This window comes from Shigella sp. SIG3, from assembly GCF_053555855.1.
The window spans coordinates 1-19,499 of the sequence record NZ_JBQZXE010000021.1; the positions used below are offsets into that span (position 1 = coordinate 1).

A 19,499-nucleotide genomic window follows, 5' to 3' on the forward strand; every position below is an offset into this window, starting at 1 on the left:
CGATCTCTCATCATCCTGGGGAATAAATAATCGTGATGATTTAATTCAGACTATTTATCAGATGACTGATGATGGTCATGCCAATGATTTAGCTGGCTTATATCTGACATGGCAACGCTCTTCCCCTGAAGAGTGGAAAGCATTAATTGCTGGTGGCTCGGAGAGAGGGTTGATTTATACCCAATTCGTTGCCCAAACCGCTATGTGCTGTGGAGAAGGGGGAATCAAAGCCTGGGATTATGTTCGAATGGGGTTTCTGTCACGGGCCGGTGTGCTCAACAACTGGCTGACGGAAGAAGAGAGTTTATGGCTGCAATCGCGCGTCTATGCACGAGCTCACCATTACTATCACAGCTGGATGCACTATTTTTCTGCCTATTCACTAGGGCGTCTCTACTGGCAATCTTCTCAGTGCGAAGACAACGCTTCGCTACGCGAGGCGCTAACCCTGTACAAATACGATAGCGCCGGGAGTCGGATGTTCGAAGAGCTGGCAGCGGGAAGCGACCGTTTCTATGCCACGCTTCCCTGGCAGCCATTAACTGTCCAGCCTGAATGCCCGGTAACGCTTAAGGATGTGAGCGACCTATGAAAACATGTTGGCAAATCCTCGAAATTGAAAGCACGACGCAAATAGACATTATCCGCCAGGCTTATCTTGCTCGCTTACCGTTGTGTCATCCCGAAACCGATCCGCAGGGGTTTAAAGCATTACGCCAGGCCTATGAAGAGGCGCTGCGACTGGCGGTAAATCCTGTCGAGGAAGCAGATGATGAAGAAAAAGATGCCACCGCTGAACATGAAATACTACGTGCATTCAGGACATTACTGGATTCAGAAAGTGATCGTTTTCAGCCCTCCGCCTGGCAGAAATTTATTCAGCAATTAAATACCTGGAACATGGAGGATGTCGATCAATTACGCTGGCCGCTGTGTGCAATCGCTATAGAAGCGCGATATCTGTCATTAAATTGTGCTTCTTTGTTGGCAGAGCGTTTGAACTGGCATTCGTTTAATGACAGCGAAGGAATGGATGAGGAAGAAAGGGAGGCTTTTCTTGAGGCCATTCAGGCTGGTGATTGTTTCGATTTCCTTAGCCTTCTGGAATATCCCGTCGCGTTACAGAACCAGACTGTTGAATATTACTTCGCGCTGGAACGTTGCTGCCGTTACCATCCTGACTATGTCACTGCGTTTTTGGCGATGGAAGGACCGTGGTTCATTCCTGATGATGCAAAGTTACATCGCAAACTGTTGCGCTGGTACAGCTCGGTGCAAACAGGTATGGTGGAACTCATTCCTGTAGCCAAACAGTGGCAAGCGGAAGAACCAGAAAGCGAAGATGCCCGGTATTACCAGTGTGCACAACGTTTGTACTGCGGCGAGGGGGAAAGCCTGCTTGCTGATCTCGGCGCGTACTGGGAAAGTTACCCATCTACACAAGCTGATAATTTGTTGTTGCAGTGGAGCAAGCGTCATTGCCCGGATTATTTCGCGTTATTAGTGATGGTTATCGAAGCGCGGAGCATGGTAGATGCGCAAGGTCAACCGCTGAAATATGTTCCTGGTGAGAGCGCCCGGACGCGGCTGTTATGGGCGGAAATTTTACATAGCGGAAAATTATCGCCGTTAGGTCAATCGTTTATTGAGTCGTTATTCTTCAAACGCAAAGCATGGGCGTGGTGGAAATCGAGAGTCGGTAGCGAGACAGAAGAAGATTCACCGTTACTGGATTTGTATCGGGTAGCGGAACAGGTAGTACTTGAAGCGTTTCCGAAACAAGAGATGCTGGCCCGTCTTAATACAAGGCTGGAAGGCGGAGATGCTCATCCATTAGAGGCCATTATCACCCGGATGCTGTTGACGAAAGTAAAACTCGAGCCGGAGGATGAAGATGTCGATGAGCCAACACCTGAAAACCATGAAGAAAAAAATGATGAGGGTGAAAAACCACAGAGCATTACCAGCATTATCAAAATCAGTTTAACGGTGCTGGTTATAGGTTATGCTCTCGGCAAAATCGCGATGTTGTTTAGTTGACGATGTGTTTTTTGCGCCGATGCCGGATGCAGCATTTACGCCGCATCCGGCAGCCGTGATTATGAGGTCTCAATGGCTAAATAAACGCTCGCCCGCCGCCTGACCTCATCGACGCGGGCCATATCGTTTGACTGCAGCGCCGCATCAAAATCGGTGATCACCCGGCCAATCTCTTCTCGCTCGTCACCCAGCGCCCGCGCCCACAACTCTTCCAGTTTGGCTTTAAAGGTGCGATTGATGAGCATATCGCGCGGATAAATTTTCAATGCGGATAACCGCGTCCGACTCTCTTCAATCTGCTGCGCGCTCAATGTTACCGGGCTGTGGTTAATCACTCTGGACTTAACGCTGCCGTCTTCCAGAAGCACGTCAACTTCAAGCAACCCGTTGATATCATAACTAAAGCGAATATCAATCGACTGATAAGCCCCGGTTTTCTTCAACGGCACATCGAAGGATTCCACCAGAATGTTGTTTTTAACTTTGTGGTTTTCTCCCTGATAGACGTTAACCGTAATTGAATCCTGTTCCGGGTGCATGGTTGAATAAGTTTCTACACGCGACACGGGCACAGTGGTGTTTCGTTCAATAATCGGCGAGAAAATGCCGGAAACGCCCTGGCGGTTAACCTCAACGCCCAACGAGTAAGGGCAAATATCAGTGAGGATCACTTCTTCAATATCTTCACTGCGTAAGCGGCAGGCGGCCTGGATTGCTGCGCCCAGCGCGACAATGGTGCTCGGATCGTAACTTTGATACGGTAATTTGCCAAACAGACGCACGGCGATTCGCTGCACCAGCGGCATTTGTGACGCGCCGCCAACCAGCACCAGACTGTCGATTTGACTCGGCTTCAGACGCGCATCGCGCAACGCCTGTTCAATCGGCACTCGCAAGCGATTGAGCAGCGGCAACCACAAATCTTCCAGTTCGTTCTCGTAAAATTCGCATTCCCGCGTTTCATCCTGGTACTGCCAGCGAATGTGCATTGGCGATTGATTGCTACATTTTGCCGCTTCCACACAGGCGTACAAGGCTGCCAGTTCACTCTCGTTAAGCGTGGTCCTTGTGACATCCGCGCGCTTTAAAACGTCATCGACCAACATATGGGTAAAATCTTCGCCACCGAGGAAGTTGTCGCCAGCGGAGGCGTGAACTTCAATCACCGGCGTGGCGTACTCAAGCACCGTAACGTCAAACGTGCCGCCACCGAGATCAAACACCAGCGAACGGGTATTTTGTTGGGTATGCAGGCCATACGCCATCGCAGCTGCTGTGGGTTCATTAATTAAGCGTACCGCATTTAACCCGGCTAAGTCCGCTGCTAAACGGGTATGCTTGCGTTGTTTATCGCTGAAATAAGCCGGAACGGAGATCACCACATCTTTAATCGGACGTTGCAGAAATTCTTCGGCATCTTCTTTTAATGAGCGTAATACCAAAGAGGACAGTTCTGGCGCGTTAAATGTGTCGCTGCCTAACCGCCAGTTGGTATTACTGCCCATTGCACGTTTAAATAACGCTGCCGTTTTATCCGGATGCGAAGTACGCCGTGATACAGCCGGTTTTCCGACTAAAATATGATTATTTTCATCCATGCTAATTATGGATGGTGTTAAATATTCACCGAACTTATTTGGAATTAATTGCGCGGCACCGTCTTTCCAGACGGCAATTAAACTATTGGTAGTGCCGAGATCGATACCTATGGCGAGTTCTGCATTATCCATTGCATTTATATCTTGAAAGAAAAAGAGATAAATAGATTAAGACCACCCAGGTAACGCGTGGTGATCTTAATCAATGACGAGTGTTAAGCGTAAAATTTCAGACGATCAGCCAGTAAATCAACAAAGCCCTGACGATCAACATCGACAATTACAGTGGCATTCGGTTTATTGCCAGTCAGATAATAATAATCAACAACCGTCATACCCAGGGTATATTTCCCCTGTGTTTCCACGCCAACCCAGCGCTCAACAGTGGTAAACAACTCGGGTTTCAACAGCCAGGCGATGGTGCATGGGTCATGCAGCGGTGCGCCGACAAAGCCCCATTTTTCGTCTTTATGATATTCGAGGAAGAAATCCAGCAGTTCGGCAACAATGGTTGAAACAGGGTTGCCAATCGCGCGGAAACGCTCGGTGTCTTCAACGTGGATTTGCGCTTTATGAGTAACATCCAGACCGGCCATCACCACCGGGATCCCTGACTGGAAGACAATTTCTGCCGCTTCCGGGTCAACGTAAATATTAAATTCAGCCGCAGGCGTCCAGTTACCAAGCCCCATTGCGCCGCCCATAATCACGATACGGGCAATTTTGCTATGCAGTTCCGGATGGCTATTGAGCAGCAAGGCAACGTTAGTTTGCGGTCCGGTAGAAACAATCGTGACAGGTTCCGCACTTTCGCGCAGCGTTTTCGCCATCAGCTCCACCGCCGTACAGTTTTGCGGTGCGAACGTCGGTTCCGGTAATGCCGGGCCGTCGAGACCGCTTTCGCCGTGCACATTGTCCGCGATAATCAACTCACGCATTAACGGTTTTACCGCGCCGCCTGCCACCGGAATATCGGTGCGATTAAGCAAGGTCAGCATACGCAGAACATTGCGTAAGGTTTTTTCTGGTGTCTGGTTTCCGGCGGAAGACGTAATTGCTTTGACATCAAGCTCTGGTGAGGCGAGGGCGAGAACTATTGCGATAGCGTCATCATGACCTGGGTCGCAATCTAACAGAATTGGCAGTGCCATTGTTGCTCCTTGTTGTGTGCTTCTTTGCGACAAGGGTAACGCCAGGATGTAACAGATACGAGGGGCGAAACGATAAAGCGTGAGATGGCGCGCAATTGGGTATGCGCGCCAGAGTGATTAATGCAGGATTTTCGCGAGGAAGTCTTTTGCGCGGTCCGATTTCGGATCATCGAAGAAAGCGTCTTTCGGCGAGTCTTCGACAATTTTACCCTCGTCCATAAAGATCACCCGATTCGCCACTTTGCGGGCAAAGCCCATTTCGTGGGTCACCACCATCATGGTCATTCCTTCGTTCGCCAGTTCCACCATCACGTCCAGCACTTCGTTGATCATCTCCGGATCCAGCGCCGATGTCGGTTCGTCGAACAGCATCGCAATAGGAGCCATACACAATGCGCGAGCGATTGCCACACGCTGCTGCTGACCGCCGGAAAGCTGCGCCGGAAATTTATTGGCATGTGCGGAAAGTCCCACGCGCTCCAGCAATTTCAATGCTTTTTCACGAGCGGGCGCTTTATCGCGTTTAAGCACTTTCACCTGCGCCAGGGTCAGGTTTTCGATAATCGACAGATGAGGGAACAGCTCGAAATGCTGGAATACCATCCCGACGCGGGAGCGCAGCTTTGCCAGATCGGTTTTCTTGTCGTTAACCACGATACCATCGACGGTGATTTCACCTTGCTGCACTGGTTCGAGGCCGTTGACGGTTTTAATCAGCGTTGATTTGCCGGAACCAGACGGGCCGCAAACCACCACCACTTCGCCTTTTTTCACTTCGGTTGAGCAGTCGGTCAGCACCTGAAAGTGACCATACCATTTTGAAACATTTTTCAGGGTAATCATTATGCTGTCCTTCTTTTCAAGTAGCTGACCAACAACGACGCGCTAAGGCTAATAACGAAATAAACAAATCCGGCAAACAGGATCATCTCGACCTGCGTACCATCACGCTCACCAATGGTTGAGGCGGTACGGAAGAAATCGGCCAGAGATAACACATACACCAGCGAGGTATCCTGGAACAGTACGATGCCCTGAGTGAGCAGCAGCGGCACCATCGCGCGGAAAGCCTGCGGCAGAATAATCAGTTTCATCGACTGCCAGTGAGTCATCCCCAACGCCAGCGCGGCGCTCGACTGACCACGGGAAATACTTTGAATACCGGCACGGATAATCTCTGAATAGTAGGCCGCTTCAAACATCGAAAACGCCACCATCGCCGAAATTAAACGAATATCATTTTTTGGCGATAATCCCAGCACATTTTGCAGAAATCCCGGCACAATCAAGTAAAACCACAGCAAAACCATGACTAAAGGAATCGAGCGGAATACGTTAACGTAGGCTTTGGCAAACCACGAAACAGGCGCGAAGCTGGACAAGCGCATCACCGCCAGCATGGTACCCCACAAAATACCAATCACGACTGCCGTGACGGTGATTTTCAGGGTGATCACCAGCCCGTCGAGCAGATATGGCAGGGAAGGAACAATGGAACTCCAGTCAAACTCGTACATTATTTGCCCCCCATGTTGCCGGGCAGGCGAACTTTACGTTCAACCAGCGTCATCACCAGCATGATAAAAGCGTTAATCAACACATACGTAAGCGTGATGGCGGTAAACGACTCCCAGGCGTGAGCCGAGTAGTCGAGCAATTTACCCGCCTGCGCCGCCATATCCACCAGACCGATGGTCGAGGCGATGGCGGAGTTTTTCACCAGGTTCATCATCTCGGAAGTCATCGGCGGGACGATAACGCGATAAGCATTAGGCAGCAGTACGTATCGATAAGTCTGCGGTAGCGTCAGGCCCATCGCCAGCGCGGCATTCTTCTGCCCACGCGGTAGCGACTGAATAGCGGCGCGTACCTGTTCGCAAACACGGGAGGCGGTAAACAGCCCCAGGCAGAGCATGGATGAAAGGAAAAACTGAATATTGGGATCCAGCTCGGCCTTAAACCACATGCCGATTTTCTCCGGCAGCAGCTCCGGGATCACCAGATACCAGGTAAAGAATTGCACAATCAACGGCACGTTGCGGAACAGTTCGACATACAACGTACCCAGACCGGAGAGAAAACGGTTTGGAACGGTACGTAAAATGCCGAAAAATGAACCGACGAGGAAAGCGATAATTCAGGCGCAGATCGACAAAGCGATCGTCACCTGAAAACCACTCCAGACCCAACCAAGATAGGTGGTATTGCCGAACGGGGCTTGTTGTAAAAAAATACCCCAGTTCCAGTCTATAGACATAAATCTACTCCAGAAAAAAGAGGGTAGCAGCGTTAACTGCTACCCTCGAAGATTGTTACCCAGCGTATTGCGGTTTTCAGGCCCGATGGGGAACGACCATCAGGCGTATAGTCTGTCCGTGCTACGTAACAATCGAGAGGGCTGGAATTTCCGCCTCTGGTTCTTGTAATTAGTTCAGTGCCTTGTCATTCGGTTCTTTGAACAGTGCTTTCATTTCGTCTGACAGTTCGAAATTCATGTTCAGGTTTTTCGGCGGAATTGGATTTTTGAACCATTTATCAAACCATTTTTCCGCTTCACCGGAGGTCTGCACCTGAGCGATAGTGTCATCCATCAGCTTTTTGAACTGCGGATCGTCTTTACGCAACATGCAACCGTAGGCTTCCTGAGACTGCGGCTTGCCGACGATATCCCAGTTGTCTGGTTTCTTCGCTTTCGCACGTTCACCGGCCAGCAGAGCGTCATCCATCATAAAGGCAACGGCACGACCGCTTTCCAGGGTGCGGAAAGAGTCACCGTGATCTTTGGCGCTGATGATGCGCATATTCATTTTTTGCTCTTCATTCAGTTTGTTGAGCAAAACTTCAGAGGTAGTGCCGGAAGTGACGACTACGGCTTTGCCTTTCAGGTCGGCAAAATCTTTGATATCGCCGCCCTTTTTGGTCAACAGGCGCGTACCGACCACGAAAATAGTGTCAGAGAAAGCCGCCTATTTTTGGCGTTCGACGTTGTTGGTGGTAGAACCACATTCAAAATCGAAAGTGCCGTTTTGCAGCAGTGGAATACGGTTTGTGAGGTAATCGGAATCAGTTTTACCTGCAAGTCCGGTTTGTTGAGTTTCTTTTTCACTGCTTCAACAATGGCGTTGGAGTAATCCTGCGAGTAACCCACCACTTTTTGCTGATTGTCGTAATAAGAGAAAGGTACTGAAGATTCACGGTGACCGACGACAATCACACCGTTTTTGGCGATTTTGTCCAGCGTACTGCCTGCTGCCGGGGCGGCGTCATCTGCCTGTGCCAGTCCTGCGGAAAGCGCCAGGGCGAGGATTGCTGTGGCAGGTTTACGTAATTGCATATCCAACTCCTTTATCTTCTGCGTTAAGAACGCATGGATACCCGTTGTGAGTGTTTGTGTTGTTATCGTCTGCAACTTTATTGTGCAGTGTTGTGCCTGTTAGGTAACATTTAGTTTGGCTAAATGTAAAGATATTGATGTTTTATTGTTTGTTTTTGCGAGGTGCACCGCACCATTCTGAAGCAAAATTCTTAAAATGCACTCTTTTGGTGCTACCGGTGGATTGCTGTGGTGCAACCGGGTTGTACTGATGCTGGTTCAAGCTTTGCCTTGTATAACAAAGCAATAGATGTGCCAAAGTTGGATAGGAGAATATTGTTATCCGGATAATGCACTGATGCCGCATCCGGTGAGCGTGCCGAAATATGGGATGTATTCCGGCACGATAAGAAGGGATTATTTACGTCGCTGACGCAGACTCATCAACACAGCAGCAAAACCAAACAGTGCCGTCAGCACCCACAGCGGCCAGTTGCCGGTACGTGCGTATGGTGTGAGTCCGGTGGTCGGCGTCACGTTAGTGGTTAACACCTCGCGGGTGAACTGCGGGATCATCGCCTGAATCTCACCCTGCGGGCCAATCACCGCCGTAATGCCGTTGTTGGTGCTGCGCAACAGTGGGCGCGCCAGCTCCAGCGCACGCATTCGCGCCATCTGGAAGTGTTGCCATGGACCAATAGATTTACCAAACCACGCATCGTTGGAGATAGTCAGCAGGTAGTCGGTATCCGGGCGGAAGTTATCGCGCACTTGCTCGCCGAGAATGATCTCGTAGCAAATAGCCGCAGTAAGCTCAATACCATTTGCCGACAGCGGCGGCTGGATATATGGCCCACGGCTGAACGACGACATCGGCAGATCAAAGAACGGTGCTAACGGACGCAGAATCGACTCCAGCGGGACAAACTCGCCAAACGGCACCAGATGGTTTTTGTTATAGCGATCGGCTGATTCGTAGCTGTACGGTGCACCTTTACCCAGCGTGATGATGGTGTTGTAGGTATCGTAGCGGTTCTGCTTATTGAGACGCGCGTCGACAATCCCGGTTACCAGCGAGCTACCTTTATCACGCAACTCACCGTCCAGTGCTTTGAGGAACGGTTGCTGATTAATTTCCAGATCGGTTATCGCCGACTCCGGCCAGATAATCAACGATGATTTGCCCATCAGCGGTGCCGTTGCGTTGTAGTAAATCTTTAGCGTATTAAGAAGCTGGCCTTCGTCCCATTTCAGCGATTGCGGAATATCGCCCTGAACCATCGAAACCTGAATGGTTTTCTCCGGTTGCGGGGTAAACCATTGGATGTAACGCAGCGGGAAGGGTAGGGCAAACAGCACGACGGCCACCACCAGCGGACGCCAGTTGCGTTTGACCAACGCCAGTGCCAGCAGGCCACTAACCATCATCAGCAGGAAGTTAATGGCTTCCACGCCCATTAGCGGTGCCAGCCCTTTTAACGGGCCATCAATCTGGCTATAGCCGAACTGTAACCACGGGAAGCCAGTCAGCACCCAACCGCGCAGAAACTCGGTCACTTGCCAGAGAGCAGGGGCGGCAATCGCCACGCGCAGCCAGGTGGTTTTCGGCCACAGACGCGACAGCACGCCAGCAAACAGTCCGGTATACAGCGACAAATACGCCGCCAGCAGCACCACTAGGAAGATGTTAACCGGGCCAGGCATCCCGCCAAAGGTCGCGATGCTGACATAGACCCAGTTAATACCGCTGCCAAAGAGGCCAAATCCCCAGCAAAAGCCAATAGCGGCAGACTGGAGTGGGCGACGGTTAAAGGTCAACGCCTGAAGCCCCATCAGCGAAATAATCGCCGCAGGCCAGACGTCGTAAGGAGAGAAGGCCAGCGTTCCGCAGGCACCGAATAATAACGCCAGCAGCAGGCGAATGCGCTGGCGTTCAATTAATGAGGCAAAAGCCATGTAGTTATCTATCCAGTTTCGGTTTTATTCATCCAGCTTTGGCTGGGGTGAGTCATCCGGGATTTTGACATGAACCTGAATAATACGCCGACTATCGGCCATCGCCACTTTGAACTGGTAACCGTCGATGTCGATAGTTTCGCCACGCGCCGGAAGATGCCCAAACGCCTGCATCACCAGACCACCGATAGTGTCGACTTCTTCATCGCTAAAGTGGGTGCCGAACGCTTCGTTGAAGTCTTCAATGGAAGCCAGTGCGCGCACGGTCCAGGTATGACGACTCAGCTGACGGAAGTCGATATCATCTTCTTCGTCATACTCGTCTTCAATCTCACCAACAATCAGTTCCAGGATGTCTTCAATGGTCACCAGACCGGAAACCCCACCGAATTCGTCAATAACGATCGCCATGTGGTAACGCTGAGAGCGAAACTCTTTCAGCATCCGGTCTACGCGCTTACTTTCAGGAACGACAACCGCCTGACGTAACACTTTGTCCATGCCGAAGGCTTCAGCATCGCTGCGCATAAACGGCAGCAAGTCTTTCGCCATCAGAATCCCTTCAATGTGATCTTTGTCTTCGCTAATCACCGGGAAACGTGAGTGGGCGGACTCGATGATGACATCAAGGCATTCGTCCAGCGTCTGGTTGCGTTTCAGGGTAATCATCTGGGAGCGGGGGATCATGATGTCGCGAACGCGTTGGTCTGCGATGTCCATCACCCCTTCGAGCATATCGCGCGTATCTTCGTCGATAAGGTCGTTCTGCCCGGAATCACGGATCAGCGCCAGCAGTTCGTCACGGTTTTTCGGTTCACCGTGGAAAAGTTGGCTGAGTAACAGGGAGAAAAATCCCTTCTTGTTGCTTATCGTGTCACTACTGTGTGAATTGTCGTCGCTCATGGCGTCGTATGGGTTCTCATGTTAGTTAATCAAAACGCCGTCGTTAATCACCAACGGCGGGGACGTCTGCCAGTCAAATGCCTGGCAAATTATTCTTTCTCGGCAATGTACGGATCCTCATAGCCCAGAGCAAGCATAATCTCTGTTTCGAGGGCTTCCATTTCTTCTGCTTCGTCATCTTCAATGTGATCGTAACCTAACAAATGCAGACTGCCGTGCACCACCATATGCGCCCAGTGCGCCTCCAGTGGTTTGCCTTGCTCCTGAGCTTCCTTCTCAACCACCTGACGGCAGATAACCAGATCGCCCAGTAGCGACATCTCCATGCCAGGCGGCACTTCAAACGGGAAGGAGAGCACGTTGGTCGGCTTATCCTTACCGCGGTAGGTCAGATTCAGACTGTGGCTTTCGGCGGTATCTACCACGCGAATAGTCACTTCCGACTCTTCCTGAAACTGCGGGATCACCGCATTCAGCCATGTTTGAAACTGGCTCTCTTCCGGTAACCCGGAATTATCTTCACATGCCAGTTGTAAATCGAGGATCACCTGACTCATTTTTGTTCCTGTTCTTCGCGCTTGCGTTCTGCTGCCAGCGCCGCTTTACGTTTTTGTTCTGCTTCTTCCCTGGCTTCATAAGCGTTAACGATACGCGCCACCACCGGGTGACGAACCACGTCTTCGCTGTGGAAGAAGTTAAAGCTGATCTCTTCGACATCGGCCAGCACTTCAATGGCATGACGTAAGCCTGATTTAGTATTACGCGGCAGGTCGATCTGTGTGACGTCGCCGGTGATAACCGCTTTTGAGTTAAAACCGATACGGGTCAGGAACATCTTCATCTGTTCGATGGTAGTGTTCTGGCTCTCATCGAGAATGATAAACGCGTCGTTCAGCGTACGACCACGCATATAGGCCAGCGGCGCGACTTCAATAACGTTGCGCTCAATCAGTTTCTCGACTTTCTCAAAGCCCAGCATTTCAAACAGCGCGTCGTACAGTGGGCGCAGATACGGGTCTACTTTCTGGCTTAAATCGCCAGGCAGGAAGCCCAGTTTCTCACCGGCTTCGACCGCCGGACGAGTCAGCAGAATACGGCGAATTTCCTGACGCTCCAGGGCATCAACTGCCGCAGCCACTGCCAGGTAGGTTTTACCCGTACCCGCCGGGCCAACGCCGAAGGTAATGTCATGGTCGAGAATATTGGCGATGTACTGCGCCTGGTTTGGCGTGCGCGGCTTAATTACGCCGCGTTTAGTTTTGATATTGACCGCTTTGCCGTACTCCGGCACGCTCTCCGCGCTTTGCTCCAGTACCCGCGCTTCTTTAATCGCAAGGTGGATCTGTTCCGGTTCGATATCCTGAATCTGACCGCGCATCGGGGCAGTATCGACATACAGGCTACGCAGAATGTCTGCCGCAGCGGTGACGCAAATCGGACGGCCGGTCAGTTTAAAGTGGTTATCGCGGCGATTGATCTCGATGCCGAGACGGCGTTCGAGCTGCTTGATGTTGTCATCAAACGGGCCGCACAGGCTCAACAGACGCGCATTGTCTGCTGGCTCCAGGGTGATTTCGCGAGTGTCTATGTTCAAACCGTTCCTCTTATCTGTATGCCGCCGGAAGCTGAACATTCACCGGCCTATAAGGAAATTATTCACGCCACAGGAAAAAGGCGCAAGCATTGCGATAAAGATGGGGATAAAGAGAGAAAAAACAAGGCCCACCGGAACGGCAGGCCTGAGAATTACGGCTGATAATAACCCACGCCAAGGTCGTTTTCTTTGCGGGTGCGGGCAATCACCGACTCCGGTGTTTCTGCCATGCGCAGACCCATTTCATCTTCAGTTCGCACCACTTTACCGCGCAGAGAGTTCGGGTAGACGTCGGTAATTTCTACATCGACGAATTTACCGATCATATCCGGTGTGCCCTCGAAGTTGACCACGCGGTTATTTTCGGTACGCCCGGAAAGCTCCATGATGCTCTTACGCGAAGTCCCTTCTACCAGAATACGCTGGGTGGTGCCGAGCATCCGACGGCTCCATGCCATCGCTTGCTGATTGATACGTTCTTGCAGAATATACAGACGCTGCTTCTTCTCTTCTTCCGGAACATCATCAACCATATCGGCGGCAGGCGTTCCTGGACGTGCAGAGAAGATAAAGCTGTAGCTCATGTCGAAATTGACGTCGGCAATCAGCTTCATCGTTTTCTCGAAGTCTTCGGTGGTTTCGCCAGGGAAGCCAACAATGAAGTCAGAACTGATCTGAATATCCGGACGCGCCGCACGCAGTTTACGGATGATCGCTTTGTACTCCAGCGCCGTATGGGTACGTCCCATCAGGTTCAGAATGCGATCGGAACCGCTCTGTACCGGCAGATGCAGGAAGCTCACCAGCTCAGGCGTGTCGCGGTACACTTCGATGATATCGTCGGTGAATTCGATCGGATGGCTGGTGGTAAAGCGAATACGATCGATCCCGTCGATCGCAGCAACCAGACGCAACAGATCGGCAAACGATCCGGTGGTGCCGTCGTAGTTCTCACCACGCCAGGCATTCACATTCTGACCGAGCAGGTTGACTTCACGCACGCCCTGAGCCGCAAGCTGGGCAATCTCAAACAGAATATCGTCAGACGGACGGCTTACCTCTTCACCACGGGTGTAAGGCACCACGCAGTAGGTGCAATATTTATTGCAGCCTTCCATGATGGAGACAAACGCGGTCGGCCCTTCGGCGCGCGGTTCCGGCAGACGGTCAAACTTCTCGATTTCCGGGAAGCTGATATCTACAACCGGGCTGCGGTCGCCGCGCACGGAGTTGATCATCTCCGGCAGACGGTGCAGCGTTTGCGGCCCAAAAATAATATCGACATAGTGGGCGCGCTGGCGAATGTGCTCGCCTTCTTGCGATGCCACGCAGCCACCGACGCCGATAATCAGGTCTGGATTCTTCTCTTTTAACAGTTTCCAGCGACCCAACTGATGGAAGACTTTTTCCTGAGCCTTCTCGCGGATTGAGCAGGTGTTCAGCAGTAGCACATCCGCTTCTTCCGCCACGTCGGTCAGTTGATAGCCGTGGGTGGCATCCAGCAGATCGGCCATCTTCGATGAATCGTACTCGTTCATCTGACAGCCCCAGGTTTTAATATGGAGTTTTTTGGTCATCGACTTGCTCTTGCGAAATAGTAGCCAGGAATGCAGGGCGCATAGTGTAATGCTTTGCTGCCGTTGTGACCAGTATGAGCGTTATCAGCCCTTGGGGGTAAAAATCCTGTAAACTTAAAGCATATTGCTAACAGGATGATTGACCATGACAAATCAACCAACGGAAATTGCCATTGTCGGCGGAGGAATGGTCGGCGGCGCACTGGCGCTGGGGCTGGCACAGCACGGATTTTCGGTAACGGTGATCGAGCACGCAGAACCTGCACCGTTTGTCGCTGACAGCCAACCGGACGTGCGGATCTCGGCGATCAGCGCGGCTTCGGTATCATTGCTTAAAGGGGTAGGGGTCTGGGATGCAGTACAGGCTATGCGTTGCCATCCTTACCGCAGACTGGAAACCTGGGAGTGGGAAACGGCACATGTGGTATTTGACGCAGCCGAATTAAAGTTGCCGTTGCTTGGCTACATGGTGGAAAACACAGTCCTGCAACAGGCGTTGTGGCAGGCGCTGGAAGCGCATCCGAAAGTAACGTTACGTGTGCCAACCTCGCTGATTGCATTACATCGAGATAATGATCTTCAGGAGCTGGAACTGAAGGGCGGTGAAACGATCCGCGCGAAACTGGTGATTGGTGCCGACGGCGCAAATTCTCAGGTGCGGCAGATGGCGGGAATTGGCGTTCATGCCTGGCAGTATGCGCAGTCGTGCATGTTGATTAGCGTACAGTGTGAGAACGATCCCGGCGACAGCACCTGGCAGCAATTTACCCCGGACGGACCGCGTGCGTTTCTGCCGTTGTTTGATAACTGGGCATCGCTGGTGTGGTATGACTCTCCGGCGCGTATTCGCCAGTTGCAGAATATGAATATGGCGCAACTCCAGGCGGAAATCGCGAAGCATTTCCCGTCGCGTCTGGGTTACGTTACACCGCTTGCCGCTGGTGCGTTTCCGCTGACGCGCCGACATGCGTTGCAGTATGTGCAGCCGGGGCTTGCGCTGGTGGGCGATGCCGCGCATACCATCCATCCGCTGGCGGGGCAGGGGGTGAATCTTGGTTATCGTGATGTCGATGCCCTGATTGATGTTCTGGTGAATGCCCGCAGCTACGGTGAAGCGTGGGCCAGTTATCCTGTCCTCAAGCGTTACCAGATGCGGCGCATGGCGGATAACTTCATTATGCAAAGTGGTATGGATCTGTTTTATGCCGGATTCAGTAATAATCTGCCGCCGCTGCGTTTTGTGCGTAATCTCGGGTTAATGGCGGCAGAGCGTGCTGGCGTGTTGAAACGTCAGGCGCTGAAATATGCGTTAGGGTTGTAGCCTTACAACATTGCCGGATGCGTGCCAACCGTAGGTCGGATAAGACGCGGCAGCGTCGCATCCGACATTGAAGGATAAGACGTGTCAACATCGCATTCGACATTGAATGAACGCAGAAAAGCAAAAAGCTCGCCGAAGCGAGCTTTTTTAATGTGGCTGGGGTACGAGGATTCGAACCTCGGAATGCCGGAATCAGAATCCGGTGCCTTACCGCTTGGCGATACCCCAACTGGGTGCACTTACGATGTAAGCGTCTTGAATAAATTGGCTGGGGTACGAGGATTCGAACCTCGGAATGCCGGAATCAGAATCCGGTGCCTTACCGCTTGGCGATACCCCAACAAATTGGTTTTTGAATTTGCCGAACGTATTCGACACATTCAGAATTTGGTGGCTACGACGGGATTCGAACCTGTGACCCCATCATTATGAGTGATGTGCTCTAACCAACTGAGCTACGTAGCCAGATTATTTCTTCGATGGCTGGGGTACCTGGATTCGAACCAGGGAATGCCGGTATCAAAAACCGGTGCCTTACCGCTTGGCGATACCCCAATAACCGGGCGGTGAACCGCTTACTCGAAGAAGATGGCTGGGGTACCTGGATTCGAACCAGGGAATGCCGGTATCAAAAACCGGTGCCTTACCGCTTGGCGATACCCCATCCGTACAACGCTTTCTGGTGAATGGTGCGGGAGGCGAGACTTGAACTCGCACACCTTGCGGCGCCAGAACCTAAATCTGGTGCGTCTACCAATTTCGCCACTCCCGCAAAAAAGATGGTGGCTACGACGGGATTCGAACCTGTGACCCCATCATTATGAGTGATGTGCTCTAACCAACTGAGCTACGTAGCCATCTTTTTTTCGCGATACCTTATCTGCGTTGCGGGGCGCATTATGCGTATAGAGCCTTGCAGCGTCAACCTCTTTTTCAAGGAAAATTGCTCGAAAGTGACTGTTTGGTTAGGTTGCGAACAGCGTGGCGCTATATTCGTCAATTATTGTTTACTTTGTGTTTTTTCCCCACCCTACAGCCATTCTTTTGTCGTACAGGATGAAATTCGGAATTCAACAATAGTGGTGGGAAATTAATCTATGAAATACTGGCCTACAGTGATGAGTTGTCAAACAGTGATGTGGCAAACCCGGAACATTTCCTTACTGCATATCAGAATCAACAAGCAGCGCAATAACTAAAACAGCCCCGGATTTCTCCGGGGCAGTACCGCATTTCTTACTTATACGCCGACTGGTGAACGCCAACCGCACGACCAGACGGATCGTCCATTTTTTTGAACGCTTCATCCCATTCGATCGCTTTAGCTGAAGAACACGCGACGGAAGGACCGCCCGGCACGCACTCAGCGGCACTCGGAAGTGGGAACAGTTCTTCAAAGATCTCGCGGTACAGATACGCTTCTTTTGAGGTCGGCGTGTTGTACGGGAAGCGGAAGCGGGCAGTTTCCAGTTGCTGATCAGAAACCTGCTGCGCCGCCACTTCTTTCAGGGTGTCGATCCAACTGTAACCGACGCCATCGGAGAACTGCTCTTTCTGCCGCCAGGCCACGCTTGCGGGCAGGTATGACTCAAAACATTCACGCAGGATGTGTTTTTCCATTTTGCCGTTACCGCACATTTTATCCTGCGGGTTAATGCGCATCGCCACATCAAGGAATTTTTTGTCGAGGAACGGAACGCGTGCTTCCACGCCCCAGGCTGACATCGCTTTGTTGGCGCGCGCGCAGTCATACATATGCAGGGCCAGCAGTTTACGCACCGTCTCTTCATGCAGTTCTTTAGCGTTGGGCGCTTTATGGAAGTAAAGATAACCGCCAAACACTTCATCAGAACCTTCACCGGACAGCACCATTTTAATGCCCATCGCCTTGATCTTACGCGACATTAAATACATCGGTGTTGAAGCGCGAATAGTGGTCACATCATAAGTTTCGATGTGGTAAATCACGTCGCGGATGGCATCCAGACCTTCCTGTACAGTGAAGTGAATTTCGTGATGCACCGTGCCCAGATGGTTTGCCACTTCCTGGGCTGCTTTAAGATCCGGTGAACCCGGCAGACCTACAGCAAAGGAGTGTAACTGCGGCCACCAGGCTTCAGAGCGTTCCTGATCTTCCACGCGACGGGCTGCGTATTTCTTGGTGATAGCGGAAATAATTGAGGAATCCAGACCACCAGAAAGTAGCACACCGTAAGGCACATCAGACATCAGATGGCTTTTAACGGAATCTTCCAGTGCCTGACGCAGCTCGTTTTTGTCGGTCACGTTATCTTTCACTGCATCAAAGTCGAACCAGTCGCGATGATAATAAGAACGGATTTCGCCGTCCTGACTCCACAAATAGCTCCCCGCCGGGAACTCTTTAATCGTGCGGCAAACTGGCACCAGCGATTTCATTTCTGAGGCCACATACAGCTGACCGTGTTCGTCATACCCCATATACAGTGGGATGATCCCCAGATGGTCGCGACCAATCAGGTAGGCATCTTTTTCGCTGTCGTACAGGGCAAAGGCAAACATGCCCTGCAAGTCGTCGAGAAATTCCGGCCCTTTTTCCTGATACAGCGCGAGGATCACTTCACAGTCAGACCCTGTCTGGAACTGATAACGATCGCCATATTCAGCGCGCAATGCCTGGTGGTTGTAGATTTCACCGTTTACCGCCAGTACGTGGGTTTTTTGTTGGTTGTAGAGAGGTTGCGCCCCCGCGTTAACGTCAACAATTGACAGACGTTCGTGAGCGAGAATGGCGTTATCGCTGGCATAAATACCGGACCAGTCCGGGCCACGATGACGCATCAGGCGTGACAGCTCGAGTGCTTTCTTACGCAGCTCAACTGCGTCTGTTTTGATATCGAATACGCCAAAAATTGAACACATAACCTTCTCCGTTAACCTGGTATTTGTTGCTTGTTGTGTTTGCTTGTTTAAAAAAATGCCGCAAAGCAGCACTGTGCGCAAGCTATTTGGCAGTGCAAAAATAAAAAACGTAATGGTGATTGTCGATTGGTGAAAAAGGGTCTGGTGTGAGGATGTATTTATTGATGAATCGATAATTTTTAGCGGGTTTTATTGAATGGTTATATTTTACGGGGGCCAAATTGCTGATAAAGTGCGATTTGTTCATGCCGGATGCGGCGTGAACGCCTTATACGGCCTACAAAAGCATGAAAATTCAATATATTGCAGGAGCTGCGTAGGCCTGATAAGCGTAGCGCATCAGGCAGTTTGGCGTTTGTCATCAGAGCCAACCACGTCCGCAGACGTGGGTGGTATTCAGATAACGTCGATTTCAGCGACTGACGGGTAAATCCAGCTTGGGCGGAACGGCATACTGTCGATATCGTCGAGCGATGAAACACCAGAAAGCACCAGAATCGTCTCCAGACCGGCCTGGAAGCCCGCCAGAATATCGGTACGCAGGTTATCGCCGACAATCACTGTTTCTTCCGAATGCGCCTGCATTTTGTTTAATGCCGCGCGGATGATCCACGGGCTGGGCTTACCAACATAGAACGGTTTGCGCCCGGAGATTTTCTCAATCCCTGCACACAACGCGCCACAAGCGGGATAAAAACCGTGTCCGGGTTGGTGGCGATAAAGCGTGCACCGTTAGCGACGAAATAGGCTGCTTTATGCATCATGTCCCAGTTGTAGGAACGTGTTTCGCCAACAATCACGAAATCAGGGTTCACATCGGTAATAGTGAAACCGGCTTTGTACAGTTCATGAATCAGTGCGCCTTCGCCCACCACATACGCTTTCTTGCCTTCCTGGCGACGCAGGAAATCGGCGGTCGCCATCGCAGAGGTATAAAACACGCTATCCGGCACATCGACACCGGCAGTGGCAAAGCGGTTCGCCAGATCTTGCCCAGTCTGCGAAGGATAGTTGGTCAGCAACACCAGCGGCAGGCCTTTATCCATAATCCCGTGCAAAAATTCCGCTGCACCCGGTACGGCGACGTTATCGTGCATCAGCACGCCGTCGATATCGCAAATTACATTTTTAATGGTCATGGACTA

The 19,499-nt window shown here is 51.4% G+C and carries 13 protein-coding genes, 7 tRNA genes and 3 pseudogenes; 3 read left to right on the top strand and 20 right to left on the bottom strand.

The window, feature by feature from the left end:
- Both ACUU1I_RS06465 and djlC read left to right on the top strand, forming a co-directional pair.
- Positions 1-592, top strand: a 592-nt coding sequence (locus tag ACUU1I_RS06465) for a DUF1266 domain-containing protein (RefSeq protein ID WP_449144818.1), incomplete at its 5' end; no start/stop codon positions are given.
- Positions 589-2,040: a co-chaperone DjlC gene (gene djlC / locus ACUU1I_RS06470; protein WP_005049464.1), complete on the top strand. Its 1,452-nt coding sequence runs from the start codon at positions 589-591 to the stop codon at positions 2,038-2,040. The genes ACUU1I_RS06465 and djlC, both read left to right, overlap by 4 nt.
- A gap of 59 nt (positions 2,041-2,099) precedes the next feature.
- Here the strand turns inward: djlC and hscC are convergent, their stop codons facing one another.
- The 11 genes and pseudogenes from hscC to miaB all read right to left on the bottom strand — a co-directional run bounded on the left by hscC (position 2,100) and on the right by miaB (position 14,132).
- Positions 2,100-3,770 (bottom strand): molecular chaperone HscC, encoded by a 1,671-nt coding sequence (hscC, locus tag ACUU1I_RS06475; RefSeq protein ID WP_000367908.1) that lies wholly within the window; start codon positions 3,768-3,770, stop codon positions 2,100-2,102.
- A gap of 83 nt (positions 3,771-3,853) precedes the next feature.
- Positions 3,854-4,789 carry a pyrimidine-specific ribonucleoside hydrolase RihA gene (gene rihA, locus ACUU1I_RS06480; protein WP_001207523.1) on the bottom strand — a complete coding sequence of 312 codons (936 nt, stop codon included), beginning with the start codon at positions 4,787-4,789 and terminating at the stop codon, positions 3,854-3,856.
- Positions 4,790-4,906: 117 nt separating this feature from the next.
- Positions 4,907-5,632, bottom strand: coding sequence for a glutamate/aspartate ABC transporter ATP-binding protein GltL (gene gltL, locus ACUU1I_RS06485; RefSeq protein ID WP_000631382.1), 726 nt, complete (start codon positions 5,630-5,632; stop codon positions 4,907-4,909).
- Positions 5,632-6,306 carry a glutamate/aspartate ABC transporter permease GltK gene (gene gltK / locus ACUU1I_RS06490; RefSeq protein ID WP_000272830.1) on the bottom strand — a complete coding sequence of 225 codons (675 nt, stop codon included), beginning with the start codon at positions 6,304-6,306 and terminating at the stop codon, positions 5,632-5,634. The genes gltL and gltK overlap by 1 nt, the downstream gene beginning before the upstream one ends.
- Positions 6,306-7,046, bottom strand: a pseudogene (gene gltJ / locus ACUU1I_RS06495) (glutamate/aspartate ABC transporter permease GltJ). Before gltJ ends, gltK begins: the two are co-directional and overlap by 1 nt.
- Positions 7,047-7,215: 169 nt before the next feature.
- Positions 7,216-8,123, bottom strand: a pseudogene (gene gltI, locus ACUU1I_RS06500) (glutamate/aspartate ABC transporter substrate-binding protein GltI).
- Between the two features lie 396 nt (positions 8,124-8,519).
- On the bottom strand, positions 8,520-10,058 hold the full coding sequence (lnt, locus tag ACUU1I_RS06505; RefSeq protein ID WP_000853043.1) for an apolipoprotein N-acyltransferase: 1,539 nt from the start codon (positions 10,056-10,058) through the stop codon (positions 8,520-8,522).
- A 24-nt stretch (positions 10,059-10,082) separates the two neighbouring features.
- Positions 10,083-10,961, bottom strand: a complete 879-nt coding sequence (gene corC / locus ACUU1I_RS06510) for a CNNM family magnesium/cobalt transport protein CorC (RefSeq protein WP_001278601.1) — start codon at positions 10,959-10,961, stop codon at positions 10,083-10,085.
- Positions 10,962-11,050: 89 nt separating this feature from the next.
- Positions 11,051-11,518 carry an rRNA maturation RNase YbeY gene (ybeY, locus tag ACUU1I_RS06515; protein ID WP_000084469.1) on the bottom strand — a complete coding sequence of 156 codons (468 nt, stop codon included), beginning with the start codon at positions 11,516-11,518 and terminating at the stop codon, positions 11,051-11,053.
- Positions 11,515-12,555 (bottom strand): PhoH family protein, encoded by a 1,041-nt coding sequence (locus ACUU1I_RS06520; RefSeq protein ID WP_001018039.1) that lies wholly within the window; start codon positions 12,553-12,555, stop codon positions 11,515-11,517. The genes ybeY and ACUU1I_RS06520 overlap by 4 nt, the downstream gene beginning before the upstream one ends.
- Positions 12,556-12,707: 152 nt before the next feature.
- On the bottom strand, positions 12,708-14,132 hold the full coding sequence (miaB, locus tag ACUU1I_RS06525) for a tRNA (N6-isopentenyl adenosine(37)-C2)-methylthiotransferase MiaB (protein WP_000162739.1): 1,425 nt from the start codon (positions 14,130-14,132) through the stop codon (positions 12,708-12,710).
- 145 nt (positions 14,133-14,277) lie between these two features.
- Here miaB and ubiF point away from each other — a divergent pair, with 145 nt between their 5' ends.
- Positions 14,278-15,453, top strand: a complete 1,176-nt coding sequence (gene ubiF / locus ACUU1I_RS06530; RefSeq protein ID WP_000184595.1) for a 3-demethoxyubiquinol 3-hydroxylase — start codon at positions 14,278-14,280, stop codon at positions 15,451-15,453.
- Between the two features lie 153 nt (positions 15,454-15,606).
- Here ubiF and ACUU1I_RS06535 read toward each other — a convergent pair.
- The 9 genes and pseudogenes from ACUU1I_RS06535 to nagD all read right to left on the bottom strand — a co-directional run bounded on the left by ACUU1I_RS06535 (position 15,607) and on the right by nagD (position 19,493).
- Positions 15,607-15,681 (bottom strand) — tRNA-Gln (locus tag ACUU1I_RS06535).
- A gap of 37 nt (positions 15,682-15,718) precedes the next feature.
- Positions 15,719-15,793, bottom strand: a tRNA-Gln gene (locus ACUU1I_RS06540).
- Between the two features lie 48 nt (positions 15,794-15,841).
- Positions 15,842-15,918 (bottom strand) — tRNA-Met (locus ACUU1I_RS06545).
- Between the two features lie 15 nt (positions 15,919-15,933).
- Positions 15,934-16,008 (bottom strand) — tRNA-Gln (locus ACUU1I_RS06550).
- 34 nt (positions 16,009-16,042) lie between these two features.
- A tRNA-Gln gene (locus ACUU1I_RS06555) sits at positions 16,043-16,117 on the bottom strand.
- A 23-nt stretch (positions 16,118-16,140) separates the two neighbouring features.
- A tRNA-Leu gene (locus ACUU1I_RS06560) sits at positions 16,141-16,225 on the bottom strand.
- A gap of 8 nt (positions 16,226-16,233) precedes the next feature.
- Positions 16,234-16,310, bottom strand: a tRNA-Met gene (locus ACUU1I_RS06565).
- Between the two features lie 379 nt (positions 16,311-16,689).
- A complete protein-coding gene (asnB, locus tag ACUU1I_RS06570) occupies positions 16,690-18,354 on the bottom strand; it encodes an asparagine synthase B (RefSeq protein ID WP_000337088.1) in 1,665 nt (554 codons plus the stop codon).
- 396 nt (positions 18,355-18,750) lie between these two features.
- Positions 18,751-19,493 (bottom strand): annotated as a pseudogene (gene nagD / locus ACUU1I_RS06575) (ribonucleotide monophosphatase NagD).
- Positions 19,494-19,499: the final 6 nt, after the last annotated feature.